Below are 15507 nucleotides of genomic sequence, written 5' to 3'. Positions count from 1 at the left end.
TTGTTTGCGGCATACCGGAGACTGGCGTGCACAACTGACAACGGTCGCCGCTTATGAGGCTGAATCGTGCCGGAGCGCGTGCGTAACCGGCAACGGTCGCCGGTTTGGCTGCCGATTGCGTCGCACGCCGTGCATAACCGGCAACGGTTGCTGTCTGTGACATCGATCCGCCTCGGAACGCGTGCACAACCGGCAACGGTCGCCGTTTGGGATGCGCCGGTATGACGAACCGCCCCAACCGCCATACCACCAGCATCATCCGTCACGGATCCGCGTGCCCTGACCGTCCTGTCCGACCCCGGACTTAGACTCATCGCGATGTCCGATCCTGCCGCCTCCGCCAACTTCGTGCACCTGCATGTGCACACCGAATACTCCATGCTCGACGGCGCCGCCAACGTCGGGAAGATGTTCGAGGAGGTCGAGCGACTGGGCATGCCGGCGATCGCGATGAGCGACCACGGCAACATGTTCGCGGCCTACGAATTCTTCGGTGCCGCAAAGGATTCCCCGGTCAAGCCGATCATCGGCATCGAGGCCTATGTCGCACCCAGCACCCGCTTCTCGCGCAAGCAGGAGTTCTGGGCGCCGGGCGGCAAGCGCGACGCCAACGTCGACGGCGAGGGCGGCAAGGACGTCTCCGGTGGCGGTCGCTACACGCACATGACGATGTGGGCCAAGGACGCCCCCGGCCTGCGCAACCTCTTCAAGCTGAGCTCGCTGGCCAGCTTCGAGGGCTACTACATGAAGCCCCGCATGGACCGCGAGCTGCTGGCCGAGCACGCCAAGGGCATCATCGCCACGACCGGCTGCCCGTCCGGTGAGGTGCAGACCCGGTTGCGGCTGGGGCAGTTCGACGAGGCGCTCGCGGCCGCGGCGGCATACCAGGAGATCTTCGGCAAGGAGAACTACTTCCTGGAGCTGATGGACCACGGCCTGGACATCGAGCGGTCCGTGCGATCCGGCCTGCTGGACATTGCCAAGAAGCTCGACATACCGCTGCTGGCGACCAACGACAGCCACTACGTCACCGAGGACCAGGCCGACAGCCACGACGACCTGCTGTGCATCGGTGTCGGCAAGAACAAGGACGACCCCGGCCGGTTCAAGTTCAACGGTTCGGGCTACTACCTCAAGTCCAATGACGAGATGCGCGAGCTCTTCCGCGAGCTGCCCGAGGCGTGCGACAACACGCTGCGCGTCGCCGAGATGATCGGTGACTACAGCGAGGTCTTCGAGTATGTCGACCGGATGCCGCAGTTCCCGGACGTGCCGGAGGGCCAGACGCAGGCGTCGTTCCTGCGCGAGCAGATCAAGGTCGGTCTGCAGGAGCGCTACGGCGACAACCCGAGCCAGGAGGTGCTCGACCGGATCGAGACCGAGATGAAGGTCATCGAGCCGATGGGCTTCTCGTCATACTTCCTCGTCGTTGCCGACATCTGTAAGTACGCGCGCGACAACGGCGTGCCGGTCGGCCCGGGACGTGGTTCGGCGACCGGTTCGATGGTCGCCTACCTCACCCGCATCACCGAGCTGGACCCGCTGGAGCACGAGCTGCTCTTCGAGCGGTTCCTCAACCCCGAGCGCATCAACCCGCCGGATGTCGACCTCGACTTCGACGACCGCCAGCGCGACAAGATGGTGCAATACGTCACCGCGAAGTACGGCGCCGAATACACCGCTCAGGTCAACACCTTCTCCACCATCAAGGCGAAGGCGGCGATCAAGGACGCCAACCGCATCCTGGGTTTCCCGTTCAGCCTCGGTGACCAGATCTCCAAGGCGATGCCCCCGGACGTGCAGGGCAAGGGTGTCCCGCTGTCGGCGACCTACGACGAGAGCCACCCGCGCTACGCCGAGGGCGTCGACTTCCGCGCGATGATCCAGGCACAGCCCGAGGTCAAGAAGGTCTTCGACACCGCCTGCGGCCTGGAGGGCAAGATCCGCGGCACCGGTGTGCACGCCGCTGCGGTCATCCTGTCGTCGGCCCCGCTGCTCGATCTGATCCCGATGCACCGTCGGGACAAGGACGGCACGATCATCACCGGGTTCTCCTACCCGCAGTGCGAGGACATGGGCCTGATCAAGATGGACTTCCTGGGTCTGCGCAACCTGGGCATCATCGACCAGGCGCTGCACAACATCGCATCCAACCGCGGCGAGACCATCACCACCGAAGGCATCCCCCTGGACGACGCGAAGACCTACAAGCTGCTGGCCAGCGGTGACACCCTGGGCGTCTTCCAGCTCGACGGCGGCGCGATGCGCAGCCTGCTGCGACTGATGGTGCCGACCCGATTCGAGGACATCGCGGCCGTCCTGGCGCTCTACCGGCCCGGCCCGATGGCCGCCAACGCGCACGTCAACTACGCCGAGCGCAAGAACGGCCGACAGCCGATCACCCCGATCCACCCGGAGCTTGAGGAAGCTCTCGAGCCGATCCTCGGCACCACCTACCACCTGCTGGTCTACCAGGAGCAGATCATGGCCATCGCCCGCGAGCTCGCGGGCTACACCCTCGGCGGCGCGGACCTGCTCCGCCGGGCCATGGGTAAGAAGAAGCCCGAGGTGCTGGCCAAGGAGTGGGACAACTTCTCCGCCGGCATGATCAAGAACGGCTTCTCCCCGGAGGCGACCCAGGCGCTGTGGGACGTCATGCTGCCGTTCTCCGGTTATGCGTTCAACAAGTCGCACACCGCCGGTTACGGGCTGGTGAGCTACTGGACGGCATACCTGAAGGCCAACTACCCGGCGGAGTATGCCGCGGCGTTGCTCACCTCGGTCGGTGACTCCAAGGACAAGATGGCGATCTACCTCGCCGACACCCGCAAGCTCGGCATCAAGGTGCTGCCGCCCTCGGTCAATGAGTCGGTGCACGACTTCACCGCCGTCGGTGAGGACATCCGCTTCGGGTTGGGTGCAGTGCGCAACGTCGGCGACCACGTCGTCGACGCCACGGTGCGGGCTCGCGAGGACAAGGGCAAGTTCTCCTCGTTCGACGACTACCTGCGCAAGGGTGGCACGTCGGTGTGCAACAAGCGCACCGTCGAATCCCTCATCAAGGCAGGCGCTTTCGACGATCTGGGACACACCCGGCAGGGTCTGGTCGCCATACACGAGACCTATGTCGACTCCCTGGCCGACGAGGCCAAGAAGAGCGAGCAGGGCCAGGAGAGCCTGTTCGCCGGGTTCGGCGACGACGAGGGCGTGAGCCTGGCCGCGCTGCCGCCGATCCCCGAGATGGAGTGGGACAAGCAGACCAAGCTGGCCTTCGAGCGGGACATGCTCGGGCTCTACGTCTCCGACCATCCGCTCTTCGGCATCGAGCACGTGCTCGCCCAGCACGCGGACGTCTCGATCGCGAAGCTGCGCGGTGACGACGCGCCCAAGGACGGGTCGATGATCACCATCGCCGGGCTGATCACCGGGCTGCAGCTCAAGCGCAACAAGCGCGGTGAGTTGTGGGCGATCGCGACGGTCGAGGACCTCGAGGGCAGTGTCGAGGTGCTGTTCTTCGCCAAGACCTACATGACGGTGTCCACCATGCTCAGCCCCGACACCGTGTGCGTCGTCAAGGGCCGGGTGATGGAGCGGGACGACTCGATCTCGTTGTCGGCGCAGGAGCTGACGATCCCGGAGCTGAAGGGCGACGTGCGTGGCCCGGTTGTGCTGACGTTGCCGCTGGTGCGTGCCAACAACGGTCTGGCACAGCGGCTCAAGGGCGTCCTGGGGGAGCACCCCGGGGCCACCGAGGTGCACCTCAAGCTCACCCAGCCGGGCCGGTCGGTGACCGTGCGGCTCGACGACGGGTTGCGGGTGACGGCGTCGCCGGCGCTGTTCGGCGACCTCAAGGCGTTGCTCGGCCCGGCCTGCCTGGTGGGATAGCGCCGCAAAGCGGGTCGAGTGCCGGAGGAGCGGGCGGGGTCCCCGCGAAGTATTCGGAGGAGCGAAGCGGGGGAGAAACTTCGTGGGGTGCCGAAGCGGGGGAGGTGTATCGAGACCCTCGTCAATCCGGCCGATTTACCGTTCGAAACGATATGTTTTCGATCATGAAGCGTTATTCGAGCCCTGTCGTGCCGTCACGGCGTCAATTGCTTGCCGCCGGCGGCGGCATCCTGGCCGCGGGCGCGCTGGCGGCGTGCGGTGGCAACACCGGTCGTTCCTCCGGCAGCGGAGGCAGTGGAGGTAGCAGCGGCGGTGGCGGCGGCTCGATCGCGCAGTGGTATCACCAGTACGGCGAGCAGGGCACCGAGCAGGCGGTGAAGAAATACGCCGCGGCATACAAGAAGGCCACGGTGAAGGTGCAGTGGATCCCGGGCAACTACGACCAGAAGTCCGCAGCCGCGCTGCTGACCAAGTCCGGCCCGGACGTCTTCGAATACGGCAATGGTCCGACGATCGACATGATCACCGGCAAGCAGGTCGTGGATCTGACCGACCTCTACGGCGACGCCAAGAGTGACTTCACCCCGTCACTGCTGGAGCGTATGACGTGGAAGGGAAAGATCTATGGCATCCCGCAGGTCGTCGACATGCAGCTGTTCGTCTACCGCAAGTCGATGCTCAAGGACGCCGGTGTCGAGCCGCCGCAGACGCTCGACGAATTGGTCACTGCCGCAAAGAAACTCACCACCGGCAAGGTCAAGGGTCTCTTCCTGGGCAACGACGGTGGCGCAAGTGTGCTGGCGGGCCCGGTGCTGTGGAGCAGCGGGCACGACTACCTGACCGACGACAACAAGCCGGACTTCGACAACGCCGACGTGGCGTCGGCCCTGGGCAAGTTCCACGACCTCTTCAAGTCCGGGCACCTGCTGCTCGGTGCCCCCACCGACTGGTCCGACCCGGGAGCGCTCACCAGCGGGCTCACCGCGATGCAGTGGACCGGTCTGTGGAACTTCCCGATGCTCAAGGACAAGCTCGGCGACGACTTCGGCGTGCTGCCCTTCCCGTCGATCGGCTCCGCCGGCAAGCCGTCGGTGCCGGTCGGTGCCTACGCCTCCTGCGTCAGCGCGAAGGCCAAGGACGTGGAGGCGGCCAAGGCGTTCTTGAAGTGGCTGTGGGTCGACCAGACCGATGACCAGCTCGACTTCGCACAGAGCTACGGCTTCCACGTCCCGTCGCGGACGAGTCTGATCGAGAAGGCCACGAAACTGCAGTCCGGAGAGGCGAAGACAGCTGCCGGCTACCTCAAGAGCTACGGGCACCCGCAGACGCCGCTGCTGTGGTCACCGAAGTCGTCCACCGCGATGACCGACGCCATCGACAAGATCGTCCGCTCCGGTGCGGACCCGGCCAAGAGCCTTGCCGGGGTCGCCAAGACGGTGACTGCGGAGCTGAAGCGGATCGGTGGCTGAGCAGGCTGTCGAGCCGACCGGTTCACCGACGCGATCGACGACGCGGTCGGTGAACCCGCGGCGCAGGTGGACCGACAGCCCACACCTGTGGTTCTGGATCTTCGTCGGTCCGTTCGTCGCCGGGCTGCTGGTCTTCGTCGTCATACCCATCCTGTGGAGTGTGTGGCTGAGCTTCTACGACGCTCGAAACACCGTCACCCCAACGCATTTCGTCGGGTTCGACAACTACACCCGGATGCTCGGGGACTCTGCGTTCCGCTCCAGCCTGCTGACGTTCGTCCTCTTCGCGGTGTTCATCGTGCCGACGACGTTCGTGCTGTCGCTGGGGCTGGCCGTGCTGGTCAACGGGGTCAAGCACGCCAAGGCGTTCTTCCGGTCGGTGTTCTTCCTGCCGACGGCGTGCAGTTATGTCGTCGCGGCGATGATCTGGCGGCACTCGCTCTTCGGCGGGACGGCCGCCGGGATGGTCAACACCGTGCTGGGTTGGGTCGGCGGTGCTCCGATCGCGTGGCTGTCGGTGGTGCACCCACCGTGGTACTGGCTGGTGCTGGTCACGGTGCGCCTGTGGCTGCAGGTCGGCTTCTTCATGGTGCTTTTCCTCGCCGCGCTGCAACGGGTGCCCAAGCAGCTCTACGAAGCGGCCGCGCTGGACGGCGCGACCGGGTGGAAGGCGTTCCGCTACATCACCTTCCCGCAGCTGCGTGCCACCTCGACCGCGGTGCTGATGCTGTTGCTGGTCAACGCGTTCCAGGCGTTCGACGAGTTCTACAACGTGCTGTCGACGACCGGCGGCTACCCGCCCTACGCGCGGCCGCCGTTGGTCTATCTCTTCAATGTGGCGCTCGGCAACGGGCAGGACTTCGGTGACGGCAGTGCCGGCGCCGTCATACTCACCCTGATCATCGCGATCTTCGCGCTGGTGCAGGGCCGCTTCACCGGCATCGGGAGGCGCGAGGTATGAGTGTCAAGGCCGCCCGTTACTTCGTGCTCACCGCCGCAGCGGTGATCTTCCTGGTGCCGTTCTACCTGCTGCTGCGCGGTGCGCTGTCCAGCGAGCAGCAGCTGGTCGGCATCGATCACTGGACCTGGTTCCCGACCGACCCGCAATGGTCGAACTTCGCTGACACCTTTGATAATTCGGCCGTGCCGTTGGCGCGCAGCATGTTCAATTCGCTGGCGATGTCGGTGACGCAGACCGTGCTGGTGCTGGTGATCTCGGGTATGGCGGGATACGGCCTCGCCCGGTCGACGGTGCGCTATGCGAACGCCGTCTTCTACCTGATCGTGGCGACGTTGCTGATCCCGGCGGCGGTGACGTTCGTGCCGTCGTTCGTGATGGTGTCGTCGCTCGGCTGGGTGTCGACGCTGCGCGGGCTGATCATCCCCGGGCTCTTCCAATCGTTGGCAACGTTCCTCTTCCGGCAGTATTTCCTGGGCTTCCCCAAGGAGTTGGAGGAAGCGGCACGGATCGACGGCGCCGGTCCGATGCGGACGTTCCTCGCGATAGTGGTCCCCAACTCGTGGGGGTTCACCGCCGCGATCGCGACCATCACGTTCATCGGCAGCTGGAATTCGTTCCTCTGGCCGCTGGTGATCGGCCAGGACCAGTCGGCGTGGACCGTGCAGGTGTCGTTGTCGACATACATCACGGCGCAGTCGGTGGACCTGTCCGGCATGTTCACCGCCGCGCTGGTCTCGATGGTGCCGCTGCTGCTGATGTTCCTCTTCCTGCAGCGCTGGATCGTCGCCGGAGTAGAACAAACCGGCATCAACGAGTGACTGCCCTCGCGGCCCCTCTTCGCCGACAGGCCCACGGATTGCCGACAGGCCCTCCGATTCACTCCTGAATACCCCCGAATCGAGGGGCCGCTGGGCAATCGAGGGGCCTGTCGGCGAGATGCGTAGGCTGGTCCGGTGACTTCTCCCCAGCCGCCACAAGCCCGCCGACTGCCGACCGAACGCACCTTCCACGGCGACACCTTCGTCGATGACTACGAGTGGCTGCGCGACAAGGAGTCACCGGAGGTCATCGCGCACCTGGAGGCCGAGAACGCCTACACCGACGCGCTCACCGAGCATCTGAAACCGTTGGCGGACAAGCTTTTCGGCGAGATCAAGGCACACACCCAGGAGACCGACCTGTCGGTGCCGGTGCGGATGGGCGACTGGTGGTATTTCACCCGGACCATCGAGGGCGAGCAGTATGCCGTGCACGCGCGCTCGCCATACCGGGCGGGTGACCAGCGGCCCGATCCACAGCCGGGGGAGTCGCTTCCCGGCGAGCAGGTGCTGCTGGACGGCAATGCCGAGGCGCAGGGTCACGACTTCTTCGAAGTGTCCGATCTCGCGGTCAGCCACGACGGTGCCCGCGTCGCGATCGGCCTCGACGTCGCGGGCGACGAGATCTACGACCTGTCGGTGCGCGACGCCGCCACGGGTGAGGTGCTCGACGACACCGTCCGCCGGATCGGCAACGGCGTCGTCTGGTCGCTCGACGGGCGCCACCTGTTCTACACCCGGCGCGACGAGGCATGGCGCTGGCATGAGGTATGGCGCCACGAGCTCGGCACTCCCGTCGAGCAGGACGTGCTGGTCATCCGGGAGGGCGACGAGGAGTTCGCCCTGATGATCGGGGAGTCCCGCGATGAGCGCTGGTTGATCGTGATGATCGGCTCCAGCACCACGACCGAGGCGCACCTGCTGGACCTCGCCGACGCGACAGGGGAGCTGCAGGTCGTGCAGCCGCGGGTCGACGGCCTGGACTATGACGTGGAGGTCGACGGCGATCGGATCCTGTTGGTGCACAACGCGACTCGGGTCGACTTCGACCTCGCGCAAGCGCCGCTGGCGTCGCCCGGCCGCGAGCATTGGACCCCGGTGATGACCGGTGGGGACGGCGACCGGATCCTCGGGGTGGACGCGTTCGCGCGCTTCGTGGTGGTGACGATGCGGCACGACGGGCTGCGGACGCTTCGTCTGCTGCCCAAGGGTGAGGACGGGACGCTGGGGGAGCCTCGCGCCATACCCGTGGAGCCGGAGCTGCACACCCTGGGGCTCGGTGCAAATCCCGAATATGACACGGACACAGTGCAATTGGCTCTCACGTCGTGGTTGACGCCGAGCAGTGTGCTCGACTACTCGCCGACCACCGGCGAGCTGAGTCTGCTCAAGCAGAAGGCAGTGCCCGGCTACGACCAGCAGCTCTACACCGAGGAGCGTGTGTGGGTCACCGCGGACGACGGAGTGCGCGTGCCGGTGTCGCTGATGCGGCGCCGGGACGTCGAGGCGGACGGGAGTAACCCCGGATACATCTACGGTTACGGCTCCTACGAAGCCTCGTGGGACCCGCACTTCTCGGTCGCGCGCCTGTCGCTGCTGGACCGCGGCGTTGTGTGCGCGGTGGCGCACGTCCGCGGCGGCGGCGAGCTCGGTCGCTCCTGGTATGACGACGGGAAGCTGCAGGCGAAACGCAACACCTTCACCGACTTCGTCGCGGCGTCCCGCGCGCTGGTCGATCTGCACTGGGTGCATCGGGATCGCCTTGTGGCAGAAGGTGCTTCGGCCGGTGGCCTGCTCATGGGCGCCATCGTCAACCTCGCGCCGGAGCTGTATGCCGCGGTCCATGCCGACGTGCCGTTCGTCGACGCGCTGACGTCCATGCTGGACCCGTCGCTGCCGCTGACCGCGGGGGAGTGGCAGGAGTGGGGGAATCCGATCCAGGACCCCGAGGCCTACGCCTACATGAAGTCCTACACCCCCTACGAGAACATCCGCGCGACGCGCTACCCGGCGATCCTCGCGACCACGAGCCTCAATGACACCCGAGTGTTCTACGTCGAGCCGGCCAAGTGGGTGCAGCGACTGCGTGCGACCGTCGACACCGACCCGGCGCGGCCGGTCCTGCTCAAGACCGAGATCGCCGCCGGGCACGGCGGGCGCAGCGGTCGCTACGACGGGTGGCGGCAGGTTGCATTCGAGTTCGCGTTCCTGCTGGACCGCCTCGGCATTTCACGCTGATCGAGTGCGTGAGGCGCGACCGGACGTGTCGAGACCTTCCGGGGTCTCGATACGGGCTCGCCCAGCGGCTCGCCTACTCGACCAGCGTCTTGGCTCGGCTGTGTTCAGTGCATGATCAACACGGGCGACGTGGCGTGCGACAGGAGGTCGACCGCGACGCGACCGAGAGTCAGTCCCTCGAATCCGCCGATGCCGCGCGCGCCGATGACGACCATGTCGCTGTCGTGCGACTTCTCGACCAGCGTGCGGGTCGGGTTGCCGTCGACCAGCTCGGTCTGCACCTTGACCGACGGGTGTTGCTGCTTCTGGTCGGCAACCGCGGCCTCGATCTGCGAGCGTGCCGTCGCCATGTAGGACTGCCAGTCGGCGCTGCCGAGGCCGGGGTCCTTGGCGTCGTCGGGCTGCCAGATGTGGATCACGCGCAGATCGGACTGGGTGCGTGCTGCTTCCTCGAATGCCCAGCCGAGCGCCTTGCGACTGTGGGGGGAGCGGTCGACCCCGGCGGTGATGCGGCCGTATGCCGCCGAGTCGGCCTCCTTGCGGATCACCGCGACCGGGCACTTGGCGTGCGCCGCTACCTGGTGCGCGGTCTCACCGAGGGATGAGATGTGCAGCATGCTGTCGCCGTGCGATCCGAGAACCACCAGCTTGGCGTGTGCGCTGGCTCGCACGAGGGCTGCTGCCGGGTAGCCGTCGGGGTGGGACGTCGTCACTCTCGCGGCGGTGTCCTTCAGCAGCACCCGGTTGCGGCCGCGGGTCAGGACGCGCTCGCCGGCGGCATACAACTTCTCCGGCTCGGCGCCCATGTTGAAGACCAGGTCGGGCCGGTCGTGGCTGAAACCGTGGACCAGATGCACGGGTGAATGGGTGCTCAGGGCGTAGTCGGCGGCCCAGTCGAGTGCGGTCATCGAGGACGTTGATGTGTCGATCCCCACGACGACACTTCCGGGTTGCAGTGAGCCTTCCATGGTTGACCTCCGCGTCGACCTTGGCGGCGGTTGCCTCGTGCGGCGTCCGTCGTCGCGGGGCGCACCCCCGCCTATTTCAAGTTAAGCACTAACCCTGAGTGGATGCTGATAACGATCTGACCGGCAGCGCGAAGTTGCCGGGGTATGCCGCGGGCCGTCGGAGCGGCCGGTGACGGGCTTCCGTCAGTGCTCTGTCCTTGCCCCGTCGCTGTCCTGTCGCCTGTCAGGGGTGTTCGAGCGCGTCGCGCAGCCGCTGCGCATAGTCCGCCTGCTCACCAGCGGCGTACTTGACCCGTGGCCAGAAGAAGCCGCGCAACCCGTCGCCCTTGGTGCGCGGCACGACGTGACAGTGCAGGTGCGGAACCGATTGGGACACTTTGTTGTTCATCGCCACGAAGGTGCCCTGTGCACCGAGCGTTTCGGGTATGACGGCCGCGATGCGGCGGACCTCGCCGAAGAACGGTGCGAGCAGCTCGTCGGGCAGGTCCGGCACGGTCACGACGTGCTGCGTCGGGACGATCAGCACGTGCCCTTTGAAGACCGGTCGATTGTCGAGGAAGGCGACGGTGTGCTCGGTGCGCGCGACGACGTGAGCGTCGTCGTCGCCGCTGGCGATCGCGCAGAACACGCAGTCAGTCACGAAAGTGCCTGTCTAGGAAGCGGATTCGACGTCGTTGCGGATGCGCTGCAGTGTCTGGCGCATGCCCTCGGTCAGGTCCTGCTCGAAGCTCTGCTCGCCGCCGAGGAGCTTCTTGATCAGCATCTTGGACACCTTGGACGTGCCGCCCGAGACGTCACGCGTCTGCACGAGGCGGGTGCGCGTGTTGTCGTCCAGCGGCTCGAGGTCGAAGCTCCAGACGGAGTGGTTCTCCTTGATCCGCCACGCGATCCGCTTGCCCGGATCGAAGTCGACCACCCGACTGGTGGTCGGCCAGACACGCAGCCCGATCCGGTTGACGTTGACCATCGTGCTGCCGGCCGTGAGCGCTCCGCCGCGCAGGAAGACCTTCCGGGTCGACGGGCTCCACCGCGGCATACGACGCAGATCGGACGCGACATCCCACACCTGCTTCGGCGTCGCGTTGATCTCGATGGCGACCTCGAGGTTGCTCGACATACGAATCCTTGCTGCGTCGAATGGTTTTCGTCGAACCTACCAAGAAGCGTGGGTCACGACTGATGACGGTCGCGCTCGCGCACACGCAGGCCGCTCGCGATCAGCCGGCGGATGAGCATCGTGCCACTCACCTCGGTCGCGCCGGCGGCGACGACCTCGGCATACCGCTCCTGGGGGATGTCGTAGTGGTCGTGGTCGAACAGCCGCCGGGGTATGCCGAGAGTGGTTGCGAATGCGTGCAGTTCGTCATACGACTGGTCGCTGACCAGGTGCGACCAGAGTCGGTCGTGTGCCGGCCACATGGGTGGGTCGATCAGGACGGTCACGCCCGGGCAACTTTGATGAAGCGCAGGCCGGACGAGTTGGTGAATCCGCCTCGGGCGACGAAACTCCAGGTGTCGCCGGCGGCGATGTCGACACCGCGTTCGGTTGTGCCGAGCCGCGATTTCGTGCCGCGGTAACGGAAGAAGGCCCGGATCCGGTGGTGGTCGGGGTGCACCGTCAGCTGCAGCGGCTTGCCCCAGCGCGCGACATGATCGGTGTCGTCGACCTGCACCACCGGCCGTGCGGTCGCACGAAGGAACCACCCGTTGATCCAGTGCGGGCGCAGGGTCACCGTGATGGTGGCGTCGGTGGAAGTCATCGGTCCGAGGTTACAAGCGTCGGGGTGATCCGGTGTCAGTGCGGGCTGACCAACGGCAGGAACACCTCGTCGATGATCGCCTCCACCTCGGCGCGGGAGACCTTCCGGTGCGTCAGCAGGAGTCGCTCCCGCACCAGATCCGCGGGGACGGCGAGGACGAGATCCGTTGCGCGCTCGGGGTCGATCTCGCCGCGTTCCACCGCACGGTCGATGACCAAGCGGGTGCCGATCGTCACGAGTGCGTATGTCGGGCTGACTCCCTCCGAGGTGCCGCATGCGTCGATGCAGACCCGCGCGCTGCAACAATTGGGCGGCGCCTTCGGTGTGGCTCCTGGTGCGGTCCTGCTCCAAGCACTCGCCGGTCACGGCGTGGTCAGTGAATTCCACTGGGCCTTCTGGGTTTTCACCACGCTCGCCGTGGTTGCGTCCGTGGGCAGCTTCACCCTGCCGGTGGCCGAACGGCCAGTTCGCAACTGACCGGACGTCATGCGATCTTGCTCACTTCGCAAGACGAATGCCCACATGATGGGAGCCTAGGCACCATGCTGGGGGCCATGTTCGATCACATGCTGGCCTTCGACGTCACCGAGCAAGGGCGCGCCGCCTCCGAGCCGCTGCGCGAGGATATCCGCCTGCTCGGCGGGATCCTCGGTGAGGTGATCCGTGACCAGGAAGGCGAACAGGTCCTGGAGCTGGTGGAGGAGGCACGCACCCGCGCGTTCGCGGTGCGTCGGCGGGAGGAGCACCGCGATGAGTTCGCGGCGATCTTCGACGACCTGCCGACCAAGGACGCGATGAAGGTGGTGCGCGCGTTCAGCCTCTTCGCCCTGCTGGCCAACCTCGCCGAGGACCTGCACCGCGAGCGACGCCGGGCGATGCACGTGAACGCCGGCGAGCCACCGATCGACGGTTCGCTGGCAGCGACCTTCGGCAAGCTGGACGAGGCGAAGCTGACCGACGACACGGTGCGGGACGCGCTCGGTGGTGCGACCGTCGTGCCGGTCATCACCGCGCACCCGACCGAGACGCGGCGGCGCACCGTCATCCAGACCCAGGCACGCATCAAGGAGGTCATGCGCCGGCGGGAGCAGGGCAACCTCAGCGACGCGGAGCTGGCGTCGGGGGAGCGGGTGATCCGACTGCAGATCCTGACGCTCTGGCAGACCGCGCTGATCCGGTTGCGGCGGGTCGACATCACCGACGAGATCGAGGTCGGGCTGCGGTGGTTCGAGGCATCGCTCTTCGAGGTGATGCCGCAACTCAATGCACGCGTCCGGGATGAGCTGGAGGCCCGCTATCCGACGGCGCAGGTCGCGAAAGAGCCTGTGCTGCGGGCAGGTTCGTGGATCGGCGGCGACCGTGACGGGAACCCGAATGTCACCGCCGATGTCGTGTCGACCGCCAGCGGGCGCGCCGCGCAGACGGCGATCCAGCACTACCTGACCGAGCTGGAGAAGCTGGAGGACGAATTCTCCTTCTCGGTGCGTATGACGCCCACCTCGCCGGAGCTGCTGGAGCTGGCGACACAGAACACCACCGATGAGCGGTCCGACGAGCCCTTCCGGCAGGTCATCTCCTGGATCCGCGGCCGGTTGTCCGCGACCCACAGTCATTTCTTCGGCGACTGGTTCGACGCTGCCTTCGAGGTGCCGGGCGCGGCGCCATACGACGAGGCAGCGGAGCTGCTGGCCGACCTGGACATCATCGACGCCAGCCTGCGGGAGGGCTCCGGGTCGCTCATCGCCGACGACCGACTGCTCGGATTGCGTGAAGCGGTGCGGACTTTCGGCTTCCACCTCTACGGGTTGGACCTGCGACAGGACTCCGGGATCAACGAGGAGACGATCGCGGAGGTCTTCGCCTGGGCCGGCGTGCACGGCGACTACCTGTCGCTGGACGAGGACGCCCGGGTGCAGTTGCTGACCGACGAGCTGGCCAATCGGCGCCCGCTGGTCGGTGAGGGCGCCGAGTTCACCGAGCAGACCACCAAGGAGCTGGCGATCACCGCGGCCGCGGCGCGTGCCGTGCGCACCTTCGGGCCGGAGGCTATCCCGAACCACGTGATCAGCATGTGCACCTCGGTGTCGGACATGCTGGAGACCGCAGTGCTGCTGAAGGAGGCAGGCCTGCTCGCGCCGGGCGATGGCGCCGGGGGAGCGACCTGCTCGGTCAACATCGTCCCGCTCTTCGAAACCATTGAGGATCTTCAGCTTTCGGCCACCACGCTGCGGGCGGCGCTCGCCGTGCCGGCATACCGGCAGCTGGTGGACTCCAAGGACGGCCTGCAGGAGGTGATGCTCGGTTACAGCGACTCCAACAAGGACGGCGGCTACATGGCCGCCAACTGGGCGCTCTACCGGGCGGAGCTCGACCTGGTGGAGGCCGCGCGGGAGACTGGCATCCGGCTGCGGCTCTTCCACGGTCGTGGCGGCACCGTCGGTCGTGGTGGCGGCCCGAGCTACGAGGCGATCCTCGCCCAGCCGCCGGGGGCGGTGCGTGGCTCGTTGCGCCTGACGGAGCAGGGCGAGATCATCGCGGCGAAGTATGCCGAGGCGCAGCTGGCAACCCGCAACCTGGAGACGCTGCTCGCGGCGACCCTGGAAGCGTCACTGCTCGACGTCGAGGGACTGGCCGACGACACGGACGATGCCTACGCCGCCCTGGACGAAATCGCTGCGCTGGCCAAGGAAGCGTATTCGGACCTGGTGCACCGCACCGACGGCTTCGTGGAGTACTTCACGACGTCGACGCCTGTCGCCGAGATCGGTGCGATGAATATCGGCTCGCGCCCGTCGTCACGCCGCGCGACGAAGAAGATCAGTGACCTGCGGGCGATCCCGTGGGTGATGTCCTGGTCGCTGTCTCGCGTGATGCTGCCCGGTTGGTACGGCACGGGGAGTGCCCTGGAGCAGTGGGTCGGCGACGACGAGTCGCGGCTGGCGAGGTTGCGCAGTTACTACGAGCGGTGGCCGTTCTTCCAGACGGTGATGTCCAACCTCGCCCAGGTGATGGCGAAGTCGGACCTCGGCATCGCGGAGCGTTATTCACACCTGGTGGAGGACGAGGCGCTGCGGGAGCGGGTCTTCTCCAAGCTCGTGGATGAGCATCAGCGGACGTTGCGGATGTTCGAGCGGGTGACCGGTCACGAAGATCTGCTGTGGGACAACGCCGCGCTGAAACGCTCTGTTTTCAATCGTTTTCCCTACCTGGAGCCGCTCAACCACCTGCAGGTCGAGCTGTTGCGGCGCTACCGCAAGGGTGATGACGACCCGCAGGTGCAGCGCGGCATCCTGCTGACGATGAACGGCCTGGCGACGGCGTTGCGCAACTCCGGCTGACCCGCCGACGTCGATCGAGTAGCGATGAAGGAGCGTATCGAGATCCCAGCTGCGCCGAACCAAGCTGGTT

Annotated in this window: 13 protein-coding genes; 7 read left to right on the top strand and 6 right to left on the bottom strand. The window is 66.5% G+C overall.

The annotated features are described in order from the left end of the window. Positions 1–318 precede the first annotated feature (318 nt). The 5 genes from dnaE (at position 319) to ACSZL9_RS03975 (ending at position 9371) form a co-directional block, all read left to right on the top strand. Positions 319–3885, top strand: a complete 3567-nt coding sequence (gene dnaE / locus ACSZL9_RS03995; protein ID WP_446664174.1) for a DNA polymerase III subunit alpha — start codon at positions 319–321, stop codon at positions 3883–3885. 164 nt (positions 3886–4049) lie between these two features. After that, positions 4050–5354, top strand: coding sequence for an ABC transporter substrate-binding protein (locus ACSZL9_RS03990; protein ID WP_446664173.1), 1305 nt, complete (start codon positions 4050–4052; stop codon positions 5352–5354). Further along, the gene (locus ACSZL9_RS03985; RefSeq protein ID WP_446664172.1) at positions 5347–6315 is read left to right on the top strand and encodes a carbohydrate ABC transporter permease; all 969 of its coding nucleotides are present in this window, start codon (positions 5347–5349) and stop codon (positions 6313–6315) included. Before ACSZL9_RS03990 ends, ACSZL9_RS03985 begins: the two co-directional genes overlap by 8 nt. Then, positions 6312–7133 (top strand): carbohydrate ABC transporter permease, encoded by an 822-nt coding sequence (locus ACSZL9_RS03980; protein WP_446664171.1) that lies wholly within the window; start codon positions 6312–6314, stop codon positions 7131–7133. Before ACSZL9_RS03985 ends, ACSZL9_RS03980 begins: the two co-directional genes overlap by 4 nt. A gap of 135 nt (positions 7134–7268) precedes the next feature. After that, on the top strand, positions 7269–9371 hold the full coding sequence (locus tag ACSZL9_RS03975; RefSeq protein WP_446664170.1) for a S9 family peptidase: 2103 nt from the start codon (positions 7269–7271) through the stop codon (positions 9369–9371). Positions 9372–9475: 104 nt separating this feature from the next. Here ACSZL9_RS03975 and ACSZL9_RS03970 read toward each other — a convergent pair whose 3' ends face one another. The 6 genes from ACSZL9_RS03970 to ACSZL9_RS03945 form a co-directional block, all read right to left on the bottom strand. Continuing rightward, on the bottom strand, positions 9476–10339 hold the full coding sequence (locus tag ACSZL9_RS03970) for a universal stress protein (protein WP_446664169.1): 864 nt from the start codon (positions 10337–10339) through the stop codon (positions 9476–9478). 223 nt (positions 10340–10562) lie between these two features. Continuing rightward, positions 10563–10979, bottom strand: coding sequence for an HIT family protein (locus tag ACSZL9_RS03965; protein WP_446664168.1), 417 nt, complete (start codon positions 10977–10979; stop codon positions 10563–10565). A 12-nt stretch (positions 10980–10991) separates the two neighbouring features. Next, a complete protein-coding gene (locus ACSZL9_RS03960; RefSeq protein WP_446664167.1) occupies positions 10992–11456 on the bottom strand; it encodes an SRPBCC family protein in 465 nt (154 codons plus the stop codon). Positions 11457–11509: 53 nt separating this feature from the next. Next, positions 11510–11782: a DUF4031 domain-containing protein gene (locus tag ACSZL9_RS03955; RefSeq protein WP_446664166.1), complete on the bottom strand. Its 273-nt coding sequence runs from the start codon at positions 11780–11782 to the stop codon at positions 11510–11512. Further along, positions 11779–12099 carry a hypothetical protein gene (locus ACSZL9_RS03950; RefSeq protein ID WP_446664165.1) on the bottom strand — a complete coding sequence of 107 codons (321 nt, stop codon included), beginning with the start codon at positions 12097–12099 and terminating at the stop codon, positions 11779–11781. The genes ACSZL9_RS03955 and ACSZL9_RS03950 overlap by 4 nt, the downstream gene beginning before the upstream one ends. A gap of 35 nt (positions 12100–12134) precedes the next feature. Further along, positions 12135–12335 carry a TetR-like C-terminal domain-containing protein gene (locus tag ACSZL9_RS03945; RefSeq protein WP_446664164.1) on the bottom strand — a complete coding sequence of 67 codons (201 nt, stop codon included), beginning with the start codon at positions 12333–12335 and terminating at the stop codon, positions 12135–12137. Between ACSZL9_RS03945 and ACSZL9_RS03940 the strand changes: the two genes are divergently transcribed. Together ACSZL9_RS03940 and ppc are read left to right on the top strand one after the other, a co-directional pair. Then, positions 12322–12576, top strand: coding sequence for a hypothetical protein (locus ACSZL9_RS03940; protein ID WP_446664163.1), 255 nt, complete (start codon positions 12322–12324; stop codon positions 12574–12576). The two genes, ACSZL9_RS03945 and ACSZL9_RS03940, sit on opposite strands and share 14 nt — an antisense overlap. 77 nt (positions 12577–12653) lie before the next feature. Continuing rightward, entirely contained in the window at positions 12654–15437 is a 2784-nt protein-coding gene (gene ppc / locus ACSZL9_RS03935) for a phosphoenolpyruvate carboxylase (RefSeq protein WP_446664162.1), read from the top strand. Positions 15438–15507: the final 70 nt, after the last annotated feature.

The organism is Flexivirga sp. B27, from assembly GCF_052905685.1.
This window is presented reverse-complemented; position numbering and strand designations above follow the sequence as displayed.